Consider the following 17,558-nt stretch of genomic DNA (forward strand, 5'->3'; position numbering starts at 1 on the left):
TCCCTCCTGGCGTCAGCTTACTGGTAGAGCGTCCCGGCGTTGACCACCGGCTGGGTATCGCGATCCCCGCACAGCACCACCATCAGGTTGGAGACCATCGCCGCGCGGCGCTCGTCGTCCAGCTCGACGATGCCGTCCCGGGAGAGCTTCTCCAGCGCATCCTCGACCATGCCGACCGCTCCCAGCACCACCTTCTTGCGCGCTGCGATCACCGCATCGGCCTGCTGGCGGCGCAGCATGGCGCCGGCGATTTCGGAAGCATAGGCAAGGTGCGTCAGGCCCGCTTCGTCGACCACGATGCCGGCGACTGCCAGCCGCTCGTTGAGCTCGGTCTGCAACTCGCCGTTCACGACATCGGGGCTGCCGCGCAGCGTGGTCTCGCCTTCCTCGAAATCGTCATAGGGATGGCGCGCGCCCACGGTGCGCAGGCCCGCCTCGATCTGGATGTTCACGAATTCCTTGAAGTCGTCGACGTCGAACACCGCCTGCGCGGTATCGCGCACGCGCCACACCACGTTGCAGGCCACGTCGATGGGATTGCCGCGCTTGTCGTTGATCTTCACCCGCTCGGAATGGATGTTGTGCGCACGGGCGGAGACCTTCTGTTTGCCCATCCACGGCCAGATCCAGCGCAGCCCTTCGGTCCGCTCGGTCCCGGCATAGCTGCCGAATAGGGTGATCACCCGCGTCTGGTTCGGCTGCACCATGAAGAAGCCGAACAGGAAAATGAAATTGACGATCGCCGTGCCGGCTAGGGTGAAGACGAAGAGCACCTTCCCCGCCTTGCCCGGATTGTCGAGGCCGGGAATGGCGCTGCCGACCAGCCAGTAGCTCAGCAGCCACAGGATCGGCAGTCCGATGAGGAAGAAATACCCGTTGTAGGTTTTCGCCCGGTGTTCCTTGCTGCGGCGGAAGTCTGCCGTGTCGGCTGTCATTGCCCGTCTCCTGTCAGTGTCGATAATTATGATATCACTTTTATATCAAAAACCGACGCTTGGCAAATGCGGGCGTGACAGCGGCTAGTTCTCCCGGATCGCCTTGAGGAAGGCCTCGCCATAGGCTTCCAGCTTCTTCGCCCCGACGCCGGGAATCTGCGCCATCTCCACCAGGTTGGCGGGCCGATTAGCGGCCATGGCGCGCAGGGCGGCGTCGTGGAACACGACATAGGGCGGCACACCTGCCTCGGCGGCAAGGTCGCGGCGAAGTTCCCGCAGCGCATCGAACAGCGGATCACCGACCGGGTTGGGCGTCGCATCGCCGCGCCGTTTGCGGCTGCGCTGCCTGGGCGGCGGGCGGCAGATCATCAGCTCGGCCTCGCCCGTCAGCAGGGCCTTGGCATCGCCGGCCAAGGCCAGCCCGCCATGCTCGGTCTGCACCAGGCTGCCACGCACCTGAAGCGCCCGGGCGACGGGTTGCAGCAGTGCCGCCTCCTCCCCCTCGACGATGCCGAAGACCGAAAGGTTTTCGTGCCCCTTGGAACGCACCCGCTCGTCCGCGGTGCCCGTCAGCACCTTTTGCAGGTGCCCGAAACCGAAGCTTTGCCCGGTGCGATAGACGGCGGAGAGGAACTTGCGCGCCAGCTGGGTCACGTCGATCATCTCGGGCGGATCGAGGCAATTGTCGCAATTGCCGCAGGTCTGCGGGGGATCTTCGCCGAAATGCCGTAACAGTACCGCGCGGCGGCAGCCCGCCGTCTCCACCAGCCCGGCCAGTGCGTCGAGCCGTTGCCGCTCCCCCTGCTGGCGAGCGCTGTCGACTTCGGACAAGCGCGCCCGGGCCTGCGCGAAATCGCCCGCGCCCCACAGCATCAGCGCCAGCGCCGGGTCGCCGTCGCGGCCCGCGCGGCCGGTCTCCTGGTAATAGGCCTCGATCGACTTGGGTACGCCGGCATGGGCGACGAAGCGCACGTCCGGCTTGTCGATGCCCATGCCGAAGGCGATGGTCGCCACCATCACCATGTCCTCACTGGCGACGAAGGCGGCCTGGTTGGCGGCGCGCTCCTCTGCCGGAAGGCCCGCATGATAGGGCAGCACCGGGCGCCCCGTGGCCCCGGCCAGCTGCTCTGCCAGCGCCTCCACCTTGCGGCGGGTGGGGGCATAGACGATGCCCGGTCCCGGATGGTCGGCGCACAGTTGCGCCAGCTGGCGCGGCAGCGCATCACGCGGGCGGATGGCGTAGCGGATATTGGGCCGGTCGAAGCCGGCAACCACCAGCCCCTCTTCCGGGATACCCAGCTGGGTGAGGATGTCGGCCCGCGTATGCGCGTCCGCCGTCGCGGTCAGCGCTAGGCGCGGCACGTCGGGAAAGGCATCCATCAGCGGGCGCAGCTGGCGATAGTCAGGGCGGAAGTCATGGCCCCATTCGGAAACGCAATGCGCCTCGTCCACCGCGAACAAGGCCAGCTTCGCGCTCGACAGCAGGTCGCGGAAACCCGGTTGGCTGGCGCGTTCGGGCGCGACGTAGAGCAGGTCCAGCGCACCGCTGCGGAAAGCGTCGAGCGTTTCCCGCCAGTCGGCATCGACGCTGGTCAGCGTGGCCGCGCGGATGCCGTTGGCCTGCGCCGCACGCAGCTGGTCATGCATCAGCGCGATCAGCGGGGAGATCACCACGCAGGTGCCATCCAGCAGGCAGGCGGGCAGCTGGTAGGTGAGCGACTTGCCCGCGCCCGTCGGCATCACCGCCAGCGTGGACTGCCCGGCCAGCACGCGCGCGATCACGTCCTCCTGCCGCCCGCGGAAATCGGCAAAGCCGTATATCCGGCGCAGCGCCTCGCGCGCTTGGTCCAGGGTGAAGGATTCGCTCATCGCCTCCCCTGTGACAGGTCGCATGGGCAGCGCCTACCGCCGAAATCGGCATTTCCACGCGTGGCGTGCTGGGCTATTGCCCGAAGCAACGAAACCACAGTGGAAAGGCCAACCAGCCATGAAGAAGATCGCCCTTGTCGCCACCGCCGCCGCCTTCGCGCTCGCTGCCTGCGGCGACACCACCGACGCTTCGGAAGACGCCCTGGCGGACAGCGTGGAAGTGCCGGCCGACGACGCCATGGACGGCGTGCCCGATCCGGTCGCCGATGCCGATGCCATGTCCGACGAAGAGGTCGATGCGCAGATGAACGCCGACGAAGCGACCGCCGAAGCTGCCGGCGACGCCGCGCAGGAAACGGTCGACGACGCGCTGTCCGCCGCCGAAGCAGCCCAGGCCGAACTGGACGCTGCCGAGTGATCCGGCACGACCACCCCGGCAACCTGACAGCGCGGCTCGCCGCGCTGGCGCTGATGGCCGGGGTGGCCGCCTGCGACGATGGCGCCTCGGCCACCGGCCCCGGCGAGATGACCGCAGGCGAAGAAGCGGCCCTGGATGACGCCGCCTACATGCTCGATACCCGGCCCGGGGAGCCAGCCCCGGAAGACCCTCCCGCCGACGGGGATGGTTACAATTGAAACTGGTAGTGCGCCTGTGATATGATCACGGCATGAGCCAGACCGCCGACCAAGCATCCGCGAAGCAGGACTTCGCGACCCTTCCCGAAGTGCCGGAGGGCGTCTTCACCGCGCCGTTGAAGCGCCCGGCGCACGTGGGCGAGGACTGGCTGGAACCGGCGCAGACCGAATATTCCTCCGAAGACGACAAGATCTGGGACGACCTGTTCGCCCGGCAGATGGACGTGCTGCCCGGGCGTGCCTGCTCGGCCATGCTGCGCGGGCTGGAGCGGCTGAACCTGGGCAATGGCGGCGTGCCGTCGTTCGACCGGCTGTCGCGCGAACTGGGCGCGCTGACCGGCTGGTCCGTGGTGCCCGTGCCCATGCTGATCCCCGATCACGTGTTCTTCTGGCACCTTGCCAACCGCCGCTTCCCGGCCGGCAATTTCATCCGCACGCGCGAGACCTTCGACTACATCCAGGAACCCGACGTGTTCCACGACGTGTTCGGCCACGTCCCGCTGCTGACCGACCCGACCTTCGCCGACTACATGCAGGAATATGGCCGCGCCGGGTGGAAGGCGATGCGCTACAACAAGCTGAAGGCGCTGGGCGCGCTGTACTGGTACACGGTGGAATTCGGCCTGATCCTAGAGAACGGCGAGCCGCGCATCTACGGTGCGGGCATCTCTTCCGGCCCGACCGAAGCGGTCTTCGCGCTGGAGGCGGAATCGCCCAACCGCATCATGCTCAACGTCGATCGCGTCATGCGCACCGACTACGTGATCGACGACCTGCAGCCGACCTATTTCGTGATCGAGAGCTTCGAGGACCTCTACCGGCAGACGGTGGAGCGCGATTTCGACCGGCTCTACCGCAATCTTGGCGCCAGCTTTACCTATGCCAATTCGGCGGTAATCGACGTCGACGACGTATTGCACCGGGGCACCCAGGAATATTTCCTGCGCGGTGGCCGGGGCAGTAGCGCCAGACCCGTCTGAGCGCCGCAGCCAGGCAAACGAAAGGGCCGGCTCCCGCAGGGGAACCGGCCCTTCGTGTTTGCGGTGAAAGCCGACTTAGTTGACGGCTTCTTCCATGCCTTCGCTCATGGCATCGGTATCGCCTTCGGCGGCATCTTCGATGTCGTCGGCCGCGGCCTCGATGGCATCGGCCTGCTCGTCGGTGATGGCGCCGGCGTCTTCCATGTCGTCGGCCATTTCTTCCATGGCTTCGGCTTCTTCCTCGGCAGCTTCTTCGGCCGGGCTGTCGCAGGCAGCGACACCAAGGCCAAGGGCAGCGGCCGACGCGAATGCAATGATCTTCTTCATTTCAAATCCCCTTCGAGAATCAATTATTTATACTTCGTGCGCCCTGCATCCGGCATGCGGATGCAAGGCAGCCGACCCGCTCAGCCCATCTCGCTGTTCCGCAGCAGATTGGCGACAAGCAGCAAGGCCAGCGAGCCGATCATGGAAATCAACACCGCTTCGACCGAATAGGTTCCGCGCGCCAGATTCCCGTCGGCAATTGCCGGTCCGACAAACAGGCCGGCGACCAGGGCGCCAGCCACGCCGCCCCCCAGGTTCAGGGCAAGGCCACGCAGGGTCAGGGCTTTGCGCATGAGCGCAGCCAGCCACCCGAAGGTCGCTCCCACTACGATCATGAACAGATATCCCACGGTGCTCTTCCTTTGCCTTATGCTTGTCTGATCAACGGGGAACCGGGCCTCCGGGTTCCGATTTATCGGCCATTCACAAGGGCTAAGGGGCCGGCGAAAGGATATTGCGCGCGGAGTGCAGGCGGGCGCAGCTTCCTGAGGCCTAGAACATCACCAGCAGCAAGATGCCCATGGCGATGCGGTAGATGACGAAGACCATCATCGAGGCCTTCTTCAGGAAGTTCATCAGGAAGGCCATCGTCGCGAAGGCGGCAATGAAGGTCAGCACACCGGTGATGAAGGCCTCGCGCACCATGTCGCTGCCTGCGGCCATCAGGTCCGGCACGATCAGCACGCCCGCACCCGCCACCGCCGGGATCGACAGCAGGAAGGAGAAGCGCGCCGCTTCCACGCGACCGAAGCCGAGCACGCGCGCCGCCGTCATGGTGACGCCGGAACGGCTGGTGCCGGGGATCAGCGCCAGCGCCTGCGCCAGGCCCACCAGCAGGCCGTCGCGCCAGGTCATGTCCTCGTAGCTGCGGTCCTCGCGGCCGAACCGGTCTGCCACACCCAGCAGCACGCCGTAGAAGATCAGGTTGAAGGCGATGAGGTCGGTGAAGCGCAGCGAGGCGAGCAGGTCGCCATCCTCGATCGTCAGGCCGAACAGCGCCGTAGCGACCCCGTTCAAGGCCCCGGTCTTGATCGACAGGCCGAGGATCACCGCCGGGATGGTGCCGAGGATGATCCACCAGAACAGCCGCCGCTGTTCCGGCGCGTGGCCGATGCCCACGGTGGCGAACCCGCCGCGCGCCAGTCCCCAGGCGTCCTTGAAGAAGTAGACGATGATCGCCAGCAGCGAGCCGATGTGGACCGCGATGTCGATCATCGGCCCCTGGTCTTCCGAGCCGGTGAAGACCGGCACGAGGATCAGGTGTCCGGAAGACGAAATCGGGAGGAATTCGGTGATCCCCTGCACGATGGCGAGGATCAGCATTTCAATGAAGGTCATGCGCTGCGCTTGCGTCCGGCAAAGAGTTGAGTTCCCTCGCTCCAACGCAAAGGGGGCGAAGTCAACCCTCGCCCCCTTCGGTTTGTCTGATTGTAGCGCCTGACGCGATGCTGGTGCTTACCAGATGGCGATGCGCTCTTCCGGCGGCAGGTAGAGTTCGTCGTCAGCGGTGACGTTGAACGCTTCGTACCAGGCCGGGTGGTGACGCACGGCGTTGTTCAGGCGGAATTCGCCCGGCGGGTGGTTGGCAGTCATCACGCGGTTGCGCAGCGATGCCTCGCGCTCCATGCCGCGCCAGATCTGCGCGAAGCCGAGGAAGAAGCGCTGGTCGCCGGTCAGCCCGTCGATCACCGGGGCTTCCTCGCCGTTCAGTGACAGCCGGTAGGCGCGATAGGCCATCTGCAGGCCGACCACGTCGCCCAGCGTCTCGCCCATCGACTGGGCACCACGCAGGCAGACCGGGCCTTCCGGGCTGTCGACCGGGCAATAGGCCTCGATGAATTCGGCCATCCGCGCGGTGAAGGCCTCGAAGCCTTCGCGGTCGGTATCCTGCCACCAGTTGCGCAGCGTGCCGGTGGCGTCGAACTGCGAGCCCTGGTCGTCGTAACCGTGGCCGATCTCGTGGCCGATCACGGCGCCGATGCCGCCGTAGTTCACGGCCGGGTCCGCATCCGCGTTGAAGAACGGCGGCTGCAGGATGGCGGCGGGGAAGACGATGCGGTTGGTCAGCGGCGAATAGTAGGCGTTCACCGTCTGCGGGAACATACCCCATTCGCTGGGATCGACCTCGGTGCCCAGCCGGTCGAGATTGTCCTGCTGGTTCCAGGCGATCGTGCTGATGCGGTTGGCCAGCGGATCGTCGGCGGCAATCTCGAGGCCGTCATAGGTCTCGAACTCGTCCGGATAGCCGATCATCGGCACGAAGCCTTCCAGCTTGGTGCGCGCCTCGGCGATGGTCTCGGGCGTCATCCACTCGTTCTCGTCGAGGAAGGAAGCCATGGCGCGCGAGAGGTTGGCGACCAGCTCGTCCATCTTGGCCTTGCTGCTCGGCGGGAAGTACCGCTCGACATAGAGCGCGCCCAGCTGTTCGCCCAGGCTGCCTTCGACGGCCGAGATGGCACGCTTCCAGCGTTCCTGCTGCGCTTCCTGGCCGTTGATGGTGCGGCCGTAGAAATCGAAGTTCGCCTCATCCAGCTCGGTGGTGAGGACAGAGGCGTTACCCGACAGGAACCGCGCAGCCATGTAGGCCTTGAGCGTGGCGAGCGGGGTTTCGGTGAGCAGTTCCATCATCGCCGGGGTGCCGCCGCCGATCATGGCCACCTGCGCCTCGGTCAGGCCGTACTGCTCGATTTCCTCGGCGGTCGGTGGAATCTGCGGGACAAGGTAGCGATCCTGCTGCGGGAAGCGACCGGCCTCCAGCAGCGCGGTGATGGGGAAATCGCCCGACAGTTCGACCAACTCGTCCAGCGTCACCTCGTTGTAGGTGAGGTTGGGCATGCGCAGGATCTGGCGCGCCCATTCCAGCTCGGCGACCTGGTGCTCGAAGGCGTAGACCGCTTCGGCGGCCGCGCGTGGATCGGCGTAACCGGCCTGGCCCAGCAGGAAGGTGAGGTAGTCCTGGTAGGCTTCACGGATGGCAATGTTGCTCTCCGAATCGACCAGGTAATAGTCGCGGTCGGGCAGGCCCATGCCGTCGAAACCGATCGACACGGCGTACTGCGTGGGGTTGCGGGCATCGACGCCCACGCCCGCGCTCACCAGCGCCGGATAGCCGGGCATCTCGAACAGCTGCGCCAGCCGCTCGAGGTCGGGCGCGCTGAAGATTTCGGTGAGATAGGGGTAGGCCGGCGCGAGGCCGCTGGCATCGATCGCCTCGACGTTGTTGTAGGCGTTGAAGGCGTCGACGATGCGACGGGCACTGGTGCCTGGCGCGGGATCGGAGGCGACGAGGTCGGCGACCAGCGTCTCTACGTCGTAAATCGATTCCTCGCGCAGCATGTCGAAGGCGCCATAACGCTGGCGGTCGGCCGGGATTTCGTTCGCGGCGATCCATTTGCCGTTGGCATAGGCATTGAAGTTGTCGCCCGGATCGAGTTCGGTGTCGATCTGCTCCAGGTCCACGCCCCAGGTGCCGAAGTCCATCGTCGGCCAGTCGCGCTCCTCCTGGTCCTGGGCGGCGGCGGGCATGGCCATGGCAAGGCCGATGGCCGAAACGGAAGTTGCAAGTATCTTGCGGATCATGTCCGGGCAGTCCTCTTTCACAATTCTCGGAAAAATTTGCGGCCCAGCTTCAAGAGCTTGGCCGGTTTCTGTCGTTACCAATTCGATTAAGCGCCGAATCCGTTCGACGCAAGTCAAGGCCGTTTACCTTCAGGTCGTGACGGGATCGTCGAATTGCAAGGCTGCCAGGCGCGCGTAAAGACCGCCTTTGGCCGTAAGGCTGGCGTGATCGCCCTGTTCGGCGATGCGTCCATCTTCCATCACCACGATGCGATCCGAGGCGCGCACGGTGGCCAGCCGGTGGGCGATTACCAGTGTCGTGCGGTTCTCCATCAGGTGCTCCAGCGCGTCCTGCACCAGCCGCTCGCTCTCGGCATCGAGTGCGCTGGTCGCCTCGTCCAGCAGCAGGATCGGCGCATCGCGCAGCAGGGCGCGGGCGATGGCGACGCGCTGGCGCTGGCCGCCCGACAGGCGCGCCCCGCCTTCGCCAAGGAAGGTGTCGAGGCCTTCGGGCAGGTCGCGCAGGAAGCTTTCCGCATTGGCCGCGCGCGCGGCCTCCCAGATGGCGTCCTCGTCCGCGTCCCAGGCACCGTAGCGCAGGTTGTCGCGCGCGCTGGCGGCGAACAGGATGCCTTCCTGCGGCACCAGCGCCATGCGGCGACGCACCTCGGCCGGGTCCGCCTGCGTCAGCGGCACGCCGTCGATGCGGATGGTGCCGGCGGCGGGATCGTAGAACCGCTCGGCCAGCTGGAAAATGGTGGACTTGCCCGCACCCGACGGGCCGACGATGGCGACGGTCTCGCCCGGCTCCACGATGAGGGAGAAATCCTCGATCGCCAGTTCGCCCGGACGGGTCGGGTAGCTGAAGCTGACGTTCTGGAACGACAGGCTGCCACGCGGCGGCTGCGGCAGCGCCATCGGACGCTCGGGAACGGTGATCTCGGGCTTCTCGTCCATCAGTTCGCGCAGGCGGCTGGCCGCGCCCGCGCCGCGCAGCAGGTCGCCGAACACCTCGGTCAGCGCGCCGAAGGCACCCGCCACGATGACGCCGGCGAAGATGAAGGCGCCGATTGTGCCGCCCGAAATCGCGCCCGTCGTCACCATCACCGCGCCGCGCCACAGCAGCACGGTAATCGCTCCGAAGATGAGGGTGATCAGCAGTGCCGTCATCACCGCGCGGATCAGGATGCGGCGCTTGGCGACGGCAAAGGTCTCTTCCACGGCCACGCCGAACCGCTCGGCCTCGCGGCTTTCCTGGTTGAACCCCTGCACGATCTTCATCGCCGAAAGCATTTCGGTCACCATCGCCCCGACATCGGCCACGCGGTCCTGGCTGGTGCGGCTGACATCGCGCAGGCGGCGGCCGAAAATGGCGATGGGGACGATTACCACCGGGATGCCCACCAGCAGCCAGAAGGCCAGCTGCGGGGCCAGCCAGAACAGGTAGCCCGTGCCCAGCACCGCCATGATGACATTGCGGAGCGCGACGGACAGCGTGGTGCCCACCACCTGTTCGATGATCGAGGTGTCCGCCGTCATCCGGCTGGAGATTTCCTTGGGGCTGTTCTCCTCGAAGAAGCCCGGCGACAGGCGCAGCAGGTTGTCGTAGACCTTGCGCCGGATGTCGGCGACGACACGCTCGCCCAGCCAGCTGACGAAATAGAAGCGCACCGCCGTCGCCACGCCCAGGACGGCGACCAGCACCAGCAGGTACTGGAACCAGCGCGAGATATCGCCCTCGCCGGAAAAGCCCTGGTCGATGATCAGCCGCAGCACGTTGGGCAGGCCCAGCGAGGTGATCACGGCCGACACCAGCAGCGCCATCGCGGCGAAGACCAGCTGCAAGGGATACTTGCCCGCCTCGCGGAAGATCATCGTCAGCGGGCTGAGGCTTTTCGCCTTCTGCGGTTCTTCGCCTGTTTCGGGGGACGTCTCTGGGGCAGCCATGGTGGCAGGCCTCTAACGCAAAGATTGTCGCTGTTGAAGCGCGCTCTGGCGACAAAACCGGTGAAAGGCGCGGGCACCGAATCCGCTTTGTCGCATTGCAACATCGACGCAAAAGGGGCATGTCTGCCGCCTTCGCGGGACACGCGGCAAACGCGGACCGCCCAATCCACGCGCCACCAAGCGCGTCGCAGGGGACGCATCGAGTGCTTTATTCCGCCTATGAAATGCAGCGAGTGTGGCTGGGAACAGCCAGCCATTGGGCCTCTGTCGGGGCGCAATTGCTGGACAATCCAGCGCTGCCGCTGGGTTACATGGGTATGGGGCCGGCCACGGCTTCGGCGCTGAAGGTGTTCGCGCACCTCTATGAAGAGCGCGGCAAGCCGGAGTTCGACATCCAGCCGGTGGAAATCGACGGCAAGGCGCACGCGGTCAGCGAGAGCGTGGTGCTGGACAAGCCGTTCGGCAGCTTGCGCCGATTCGTGCGCGAGGGCCTGCCCGACAATGCCCCCAAGCTGCTGATCGTCGCGCCGATGAGCGGGCACTTCGCCACCCTGCTGCGCGGCACGGTGCAGCGCATGGTCGAAAACCAGCAGGTGTGGATCACCGACTGGGCGGATGCCCGCAACGTGCCGCTGGAAGACGGGCATTTCGACCTCGACGACTACATCGACTATCTGATCGAGTTCCTGCAGTTCATCGGGCCGGATACCCATGTGCTGGCCGTCTGCCAGCCTTCCGTCCCGGCCTTTGCCGCGACCGCCGTGATGGGCGCCGCGAAAGACCCGTGTCGCCCCGCCACGCTGACCATGATGGGCGGGCCGATCGACACCCGCGCCAGCCCCACCAGCGTCAACGACCTGGCGATGGAAAAGCCGCTCAGCTGGTTCAAGAACAACGTCATTGCCACCGTGCCGCTCACCTACGCGGGGGCCGGTCGCAAGGTCTATCCGGGCTTCCTGCAGTTGGCGGGCTTCATCTCGATGAACCTCGCCGACCACATGATGAGCCATTACGAGATGTTCAAACACATGACCGTGGGCGATCATGACAGCGCGGCGCGCACCAAGCAGTTCTACGATGAATACCTGTCGGTCTGCGACATGACCGCCGAGTTCTACCTGCAGACCATCGAGCACGTATTCCAGGAACACTCGTTGCCCAGGGGCGAGTTCGTCCATCGCGGCACCCCGATCGATCCTGATGCCATTCGCGACACCGCGCTGCTAGCGATCGAGGGCGAGCACGACGACATTTCCGGCATCGGCCAGACCCGCGCCGCGCTGGACCTGGCCGAGCACCTGCCGCTGTCGAAGAAGAAGTACCACCTCGCCCGCGACGTGGGCCACTACGGCATCTTCAATGGCAGCAAGTGGCGCGGCCGGATTGCGCCGGTGGTGGAAGAGTGGATGCGCGCGCATCCGTCGCCCACGAGCAAGTAGTCGGGACTATTCCGCCGGAACGGCCCTGCGCGTGGCGTATGGCGACCGTGAATTGAGCCACTTCTGCGCGGGTTTCTCCAGCCAGCGATAGAGCGCGCCTGACAGCACCAGCAGCACCAGCAGGTAGGCCGCGAAGACAGCAGGCGCGATCTGCAGGTCGTCGCCCACGGCCACCAGCTTCAGCGCCACCAGCAGCGGGAAGTGGACGAGATAGGTCGCGTAGCTCGCATCGCCCAGCCAGACGAGCGGGCGCGAGGACAGCAGCCTCGCCAGCGGCCCGCCGTCCAGCGCCAGCGCCAGCAGCAGGGTGGCAAAGGCGAGCGGGACCAGCAGCGTCTCGGGCGCGCCCAGCAGCAGCGCCGCGCCGCATGCCAGGCAGGCCGCGTAGACGGCCAGCGCGGACTTGCGCCCACGCCAGGCGAGCCAGAGGTTCGCCAGCAGTATGCCGATGCCGAATTGCAGCACGCAGCGCACCAGCCCCAGCCGGGTGATCTGGTCCCCCAGCGTCTCGGCCCCGGCCACCAAGAAGACGGCGTGCAGCAGCGCTGCGCAAAGCACCACGCCGGCCACCAGCGCCAGCGGGCGCAGGCTTTCCCAGCGCGCGGCGAGGACGGCGAAGGGGAACAGCAGGTAGGCGCCCAGCTCGGTGCTGATCGACCAGGCTGGGTGGTTCCAGGTGAGTTCGGGCGTGAAGCCCCAGTTCTGCACCAGCAGCACGTGCAGCGGCAGTTCGGCGAGCGGATAGTTCGCTGCGTCCCGGCCGGTCGCCAGCAGCAGCAGGGCGAATGCCACCAGCGCGCCCAGCACCGCGAGGTGCAGCGGCCAGATGCGCGCGAAGCGCCGCCACCAGAAGCTCTTGGCCCCGGACAAGCCCTGCTCGCGCAGCTTCGGCCCGTAGTTCAGCCACATGACGAAGCCGGAGAGCATGAAGAACAGGTCCACCGCGAGATAGCCCTGGCCGGCTGCGGCCAGCGCCCCTTCGGGCATCCAGTCGGTGAGCGACAGGCGCGCATGGTAGAAGACGACGAACCACGCCGCCACGCCGCGCAGGCCGGTCAGTGCGGCGAGGTGCGGGAAACGCTCCCTCTGCGGCGGGATCGGCGGGGCGATCATGCGGGCTGCTCCGCTGCCTGCCGGTTCGCCAGCCACGGGCGATGCGGTTCCTGCGTGCCTTTCCAGTCGCGCTTCATTAGCGTGTACAGCGCGATCTGCAGGCCCAGCAGCATGAACATGAAGGGCTGGTAGCCCACGCCCACGAACACAGCGCCAACGAGGTAGACCACGTGGCCGTGCTGCAAGGCGGTCGCCAGCGAGCGCCAGCGCAGCTCGGCCGGATCCTCACTGTTGCGATAGCGGCGGCGGATACGTTCCATGTGCCACAGGCCAAGACCATGCAGCGCCAGCCACAGCAGGAAGCCGGGATAGCCCTGCTCGCCCAGCACCTCGAAATAGGCCGAGTGGTAGGCGCGCCCCTCGTCCGTTACCTCCTGGTAGACCACCGTCTCGGTATTGCCGAGTTCCACCGTCTGGCGGGTGTTGTAGGTGAAGCTGTTGCCGAGGAAGGCGTCAAAGCCGCCGCCCAGCGGGTTGTCCTGCACATAGTCCAGCGTCCAGCGCCACACCGCCACGCGGGTGCTCGCGCTCTCGTCCGCCTGGTATTCGGTGATTGTGGACATGCGCTCGGTGTAGCTGGCGGGCAGGAACGGCAAGGCCACCAGCATCGCGACGCCCGCAAGGCCGGCGTAGACGAAACGGTACCTGATGGAGCGCAGCGCCAGCACGCCGAGCACGGCGATACAGATCAGGCCGGTGCGCGTCTGCGTGCCGATCGGCACCAGCAGCGCGGCGAAGACCAGCGCGACGGCGAACAGCATGGCCAGCCGCCGCTCGGTGAAGATCGAGCCATGTTTGGCCACCCACAGCGTCAGCGGGATCATGGCGATGGCGACGGTCGACAGGGTGGACCCTTCGTAGAGGCCCGAATTGTCGTCCACCAGCGAGACGAGCGTGCCATAGCCCCCGCCCGACAACACCGTCTTGATACCGGCCGAGATGATGATCGAAGCGGCCGACAGCACCATGACGAGCGCCGCTGCCTCCAGCCGCAGCTTGGTGCGCAGCGTCAATGGCAGGAAGGCGGCGAAGACCAGGCTCTTCCACACCCAGTCCCACTTGGTGAGCGCGGCCTCGGGAAAGTCCGCCAGCAAGTAGGTGGTGAGGCCGCACCACCCCAGCAGCGCGACGATCAGCGCCTGCCGCAGGGTGAAGCGGCTGCCCTTCTTGTCATCCAGCAACACGTAGCCGGCAAAGGCCGCGACGAAACACAGCAGCGACAGCGAGATCGAGGTGATGATGCCGTAGCCGATCTTCTGCGGCGTGACGATATCGACGTAGATATACAGCAGCACCCACAGAAACGGGCGGCGGAAGCCCATGGCCACGATGGCGGCAACGAAGGCGAGGAGGACGAGGTCACGCATCGGGCGTGCCCTCCTGGGCGGGATCGTCCTTCAGCCACGGGCGCGGCCTGGTTTCCGGCGCGGCGCCCTCGGTATCCAGCTCCTCGCGAAACAGCAGCCGCCAGCAGGCGAGCAGGATCAGCCCGTGCGTCAGCGCAATGGAGAAGTAGTCGATCACCGGTAAAGCGTCCTCGCTTCTGTAGGAAACTGCCTTACGGCCAAGCTATTGACGCGCCGTTAAGTGTGTTCTGGCAGGGAATGCGCCGATGACACGGATTCTGCACGTCCTTGACCACTCGCTGCCGATGCACAGCGGCTATACCTTCCGCACGCGGGCCATCCTGCGCGCGCAGCAGGGGCTGGGGCTGGAAGTGCGCGGGATCACCGGCCAGCGGCACACGGCCGACGGTCCGGCGGTGGAGGAGGTCGACGGCCTCACCTTCCATCGCACACCGGGCCAGCCGGGCGGACCGCCGGGGCTGAAGGAATGGCGCGAGATCGACGCACTTGCCGACGCCATCGTCGCCCTCGCCGCCGAGTGGAAGCCCGATATCCTGCATACCCACTCCCCCGCGCTGAACGGGCTGGCCGCGATCCGCGCCGGGCGCAAGCTAGGCGTGCCCGTGGTCTACGAGATCCGCGCCTTCTGGGAGGATGCCGCCGTCGGCAACCTGACCGGCAGGGAAGGCTCGCTCAAATACCGCCTCACCCGGCAACTGGAAAACATGGCGGTGAGCGGGGCAGACGCGGTGTTCACCATCTGCGAGGGACTGAAGGCGGACCTCGTCCAACGCGGTTTTCCCGCCGAGAAGATCGGCATCATGCCGAACGGCGTGGACCTGACCACCTTCGGCGAACCCGCCGCGCGCGACGCCGCGCTGGCGAAGGAACTCGGCATCGGAGATGGCCCCGTGATCGGCTTCATCGGCAGCTTCTACGATTACGAGGGGCTGGACGACCTGATTGCCGCCATGCCCATGCTGACACAGCGCCATCCCGGTGCACACCTGCTGCTGGTGGGTGGCGGACCGATGGACGAGAGCCTGCGCGCGCAGGCCGCGGCCTCCCCCGTGGCGGACCGCATCCACTTCACCGGCCGCGTGCCCCATGCCGAGGTGGAGCGGTACTACGCGCTCACCGACATCATGGCCTATCCGCGCAAGAAGAGCCGCCTGACCGACCTCGTCACGCCGTTGAAACCGCTGGAGGCCAATGCGCAGATGCAGCTGGTCGCCGCCAGCGACGTCGGCGGACACCGCGAACTGATCCGCCACGGCGAGACCGGGGTGTTGTTCGCGCCGGACGATCCTGCAGCCTGCGCCACGGCGCTGGCCGATCTGATGGATCGTCGCGAGGAATGGGACGCAATCCGCGAAGCGGCGCGCGCGCACGTGCAGGCAAATCACGACTGGGCCACCAACGCACAGCGTTATCAGGTCGTTTACCTTGGTCTGCTAGGCGAATCCTCGGATAGCCGTATCCCGGCGGCTGCCTGACCCATCAGGCGCTGCGGGAAAACACGGCGCAGACGTAGGATCGGCCCGTGGCAAACAGCCCCGAGCACATCGATGGTAACAGGCGCAGCGCGAAGCCGCCGATCACCGCCAGCCCGGCGTTCCCCTGGGTCGTGGCGCTGTGGTTTGCCGCCCTGCTGGGCATCGGCAGCCTGATCATCCCCGCCGCCCTGCTCGAACGCGTCACCATAGGTAGCGGACTTGCCTCCATCCTGCCGCAAGCGGCACCGCCGCTGGGCTTTACCGCTCGCGCGCTGATTGCCCTGGCCGGCGCTGTCGGCGGCGGAGCGCTGGGGTACTTTCTTGCCCGGCGAATTTCTGCCGGAGCTTCCGGCTCGAAGCCAAAGGCCAAGCCGGGCCGCATCCTCAGCGCGCGCGAAGATATCGGCGACGATGGCATTGCTGTCGCTGAAGAAGCCGAAGCCACCCCCGGCGGTCGTCGCCGCGCCCTGGCGATGGAAGAGGAAGAACGACCGAGCGATTTTCTCAATGTCGTCCCGCTGCCGGGCGCCGATGATGTCGACGCCCGAGCCGAGCATGACCCAACAGAAGAAGCCCCGGAAGAACCGGTCGCACACGCCGGGGAAGAAGAGCCGCGACAGGAATTCGTGCCTACACCGGAGCCGGAGCCGGAAGAATTGCTCGAACTCGATCCCAGCGCCGAGTTAACCGAAGTGCAAGAGGTCGAGGAGCAGTCTGCCGACGACGAATCCGAGAACGAGTTCCATGCGCCCGAACCGCATTTCGAGCGCCAGGAATTCATCGCCGCCGTCGCCGAGGCCGAGGACCACATGGTCACCGAAGAGCCGGAGGGCGAAGCCGAGGCGGACGAACCGCTGGCATTCTCGCCGCCGTCGATGACCGCCGTTTCGGTCAATATCGACGTGTCGGAAGTACACGGACCAGAAGACGAGGACGACGTGACCGACAAGCAGATTTTCGAAGGTCAGGACTCGGAAGACGCATTCTTTGCGGCAGACATGCCGCATGCCACCGACGATGCCGCTGGCGAGGACGAAGAGGACGGCGAAGGCCTGGTCCAGCTGGTCCAGCGCCTCGGCGACACGCTTGAGAAGCATCGTGAATGGAGCGCCGAGCAGGCCGCAGCCCGCAAGGCTGCGCCCGTGCTCGAACCGGCTCCCGTCAAGGAAACCGCTGCTGAAGCTCCCGTGCCCGAAGATTTCGATCCGGCCGGTGCCGATGACGCTGCCGAGGCCATGGCGGCATGGTTCGGCAAGTCCGCAGCGATGCAGGCCGAACCTGTCAGCTTCGTCGAGGACGAAGAAGAGGACAACAAAGAGGCAAAACCGGCAGCCGCCCCGCCGAGCTACCAGGCCCTCGCTGATGCCATCGACTTCGAGGATGAGGACGACGATGGCCTCGAAGAGCTTACTGCCTCGTTCTCGCTGCCGCGTGCGACCGCGGTCGAACCTGTCGTGCCGACCGAATATTCGCGTGAAGACGACGAGGACGAATTCGAAGACGAGGAGGACGACACCGCCTCTTCGGACAATTTCGCCTCGCTCAACCCGTTCAAGCGGCAGGACGAAGAGTTTCCGCGGATCGAGGAACCCGAGCCGGAAGCCGATGGCGCCGAGCCGGCCGTGCTGTTCCCGGGACAGCAGGAGCGCAAGCCCGCCCCCGCTCCGACCGACAATGCCCGCCCCTTCGATCCGCCCGCCGGCAGGGAAGCCCCTGTCACGGCGCGCTCCGAGCGCCCGAAGCCGTCGAACGACGACAACGAGCGCGCCCTGCGCGAAGCGCTGCTGAACCTGCAGCGCATGAGCAAGTAAGCCGCAAAGGCCTGCTTTAGCGCCGCCGAGTCATTCTGCAGCGCACAAACCTTGCCAAAATTGTATCCTGTCGCCATGAGGGCGCTTCGCGACATTTTCGT

Annotated in this window: 16 protein-coding genes; 6 read left to right on the forward strand and 10 right to left on the reverse strand. The window is 66.2% G+C overall.

Going from position 1 to position 17,558, the window contains the following annotated elements; genetic code table 11:
- Positions 1–17 precede the first annotated feature (17 nt).
- Together OZN62_RS08540 and recQ are read right to left on the reverse strand one after the other, a co-directional pair.
- Positions 18–935 carry an SPFH domain-containing protein gene (locus OZN62_RS08540; RefSeq protein WP_269099178.1) on the reverse strand — a complete coding sequence of 306 codons (918 nt, stop codon included), beginning with the start codon at positions 933–935 and terminating at the stop codon, positions 18–20.
- Positions 936–1,019: 84 nt separating this feature from the next.
- Positions 1,020–2,804 (reverse strand): DNA helicase RecQ, encoded by a 1,785-nt coding sequence (recQ, locus tag OZN62_RS08545; protein ID WP_269099179.1) that lies wholly within the window; start codon positions 2,802–2,804, stop codon positions 1,020–1,022.
- Between the two features lie 118 nt (positions 2,805–2,922).
- On the opposite strand from recQ, the gene OZN62_RS08550 reads away from it, so the two are divergent.
- Genes OZN62_RS08550 through phhA form a run of 3 tightly spaced genes read left to right on the forward strand, consistent with a single transcriptional unit; the run spans position 2,923 to position 4,420 of the window.
- Positions 2,923–3,222, forward strand: a complete 300-nt coding sequence (locus OZN62_RS08550; RefSeq protein WP_269099181.1) for a hypothetical protein — start codon at positions 2,923–2,925, stop codon at positions 3,220–3,222.
- Complete coding sequence (locus tag OZN62_RS08555; protein ID WP_269099182.1) at positions 3,219–3,440, forward strand: hypothetical protein; 222 nt, start codon at positions 3,219–3,221, stop codon at positions 3,438–3,440. The genes OZN62_RS08550 and OZN62_RS08555 overlap by 4 nt, the downstream gene beginning before the upstream one ends.
- A 32-nt stretch (positions 3,441–3,472) precedes the next feature.
- The gene (gene phhA, locus OZN62_RS08560) at positions 3,473–4,420 is read left to right on the forward strand and encodes a phenylalanine 4-monooxygenase (protein ID WP_269099183.1); all 948 of its coding nucleotides are present in this window, start codon (positions 3,473–3,475) and stop codon (positions 4,418–4,420) included.
- A gap of 75 nt (positions 4,421–4,495) precedes the next feature.
- Here the strand turns inward: phhA and OZN62_RS08565 are convergent, their stop codons facing one another.
- From OZN62_RS08565 to OZN62_RS08585, 5 genes are all read right to left on the reverse strand, one after another.
- Entirely contained in the window at positions 4,496–4,747 is a 252-nt protein-coding gene (locus OZN62_RS08565; protein WP_269099184.1) for a hypothetical protein, read from the reverse strand.
- A gap of 80 nt (positions 4,748–4,827) precedes the next feature.
- A complete protein-coding gene (locus OZN62_RS08570) occupies positions 4,828–5,097 on the reverse strand; it encodes a hypothetical protein (protein ID WP_269099185.1) in 270 nt (89 codons plus the stop codon).
- 142 nt (positions 5,098–5,239) lie between these two features.
- Complete coding sequence (locus tag OZN62_RS08575) at positions 5,240–6,085, reverse strand: undecaprenyl-diphosphate phosphatase (RefSeq protein WP_269099187.1); 846 nt, start codon at positions 6,083–6,085, stop codon at positions 5,240–5,242.
- A 117-nt stretch (positions 6,086–6,202) separates the two neighbouring features.
- Entirely contained in the window at positions 6,203–8,326 is a 2,124-nt protein-coding gene (locus tag OZN62_RS08580) for a M13 family metallopeptidase (RefSeq protein ID WP_269099189.1), read from the reverse strand.
- 129 nt (positions 8,327–8,455) lie between these two features.
- The gene (locus tag OZN62_RS08585) at positions 8,456–10,252 is read right to left on the reverse strand and encodes an ABC transporter transmembrane domain-containing protein (RefSeq protein ID WP_269099191.1); all 1,797 of its coding nucleotides are present in this window, start codon (positions 10,250–10,252) and stop codon (positions 8,456–8,458) included.
- Between the two features lie 203 nt (positions 10,253–10,455).
- Here OZN62_RS08585 and OZN62_RS08590 point away from each other — a divergent pair, with 203 nt between their 5' ends.
- Positions 10,456–11,691 carry a polyhydroxyalkanoate depolymerase gene (locus tag OZN62_RS08590; RefSeq protein ID WP_269099192.1) on the forward strand — a complete coding sequence of 412 codons (1,236 nt, stop codon included), beginning with the start codon at positions 10,456–10,458 and terminating at the stop codon, positions 11,689–11,691.
- Positions 11,692–11,697: 6 nt separating this feature from the next.
- Here the strand turns inward: OZN62_RS08590 and OZN62_RS08595 are convergent, their stop codons facing one another.
- From OZN62_RS08595 to OZN62_RS08605, 3 genes are read right to left on the reverse strand one after another with little or no spacing between them, the layout of a single operon-like run.
- Positions 11,698–12,840 (reverse strand): acyltransferase family protein, encoded by a 1,143-nt coding sequence (locus tag OZN62_RS08595; RefSeq protein ID WP_269099193.1) that lies wholly within the window; start codon positions 12,838–12,840, stop codon positions 11,698–11,700.
- On the reverse strand, positions 12,801–14,171 hold the full coding sequence (locus OZN62_RS08600) for a putative O-glycosylation ligase, exosortase A system-associated (RefSeq protein WP_269099194.1): 1,371 nt from the start codon (positions 14,169–14,171) through the stop codon (positions 12,801–12,803). Before OZN62_RS08600 ends, OZN62_RS08595 begins: the two co-directional genes overlap by 40 nt.
- On the reverse strand, positions 14,164–14,328 hold the full coding sequence (locus OZN62_RS08605; protein WP_269099195.1) for a hypothetical protein: 165 nt from the start codon (positions 14,326–14,328) through the stop codon (positions 14,164–14,166). The genes OZN62_RS08600 and OZN62_RS08605 overlap by 8 nt, the downstream gene beginning before the upstream one ends.
- 88 nt (positions 14,329–14,416) lie before the next feature.
- Between OZN62_RS08605 and OZN62_RS08610 the strand changes: the two genes are divergently transcribed.
- Both OZN62_RS08610 and OZN62_RS08615 read left to right on the forward strand, forming a co-directional pair.
- Positions 14,417–15,646 (forward strand): TIGR04063 family PEP-CTERM/XrtA system glycosyltransferase, encoded by a 1,230-nt coding sequence (locus OZN62_RS08610; protein WP_269099196.1) that lies wholly within the window; start codon positions 14,417–14,419, stop codon positions 15,644–15,646.
- Between the two features lie 47 nt (positions 15,647–15,693).
- Entirely contained in the window at positions 15,694–17,457 is a 1,764-nt protein-coding gene (locus OZN62_RS08615; RefSeq protein ID WP_269099199.1) for a hypothetical protein, read from the forward strand.
- The last annotated feature ends 101 nt before the right edge of the window (positions 17,458–17,558 follow it).

This window comes from Aurantiacibacter sp. MUD11 (genome assembly GCF_026967575.1).
In the GTDB taxonomy this organism is placed as follows: Bacteria; Pseudomonadota; Alphaproteobacteria; order Sphingomonadales; family Sphingomonadaceae; genus Alteraurantiacibacter.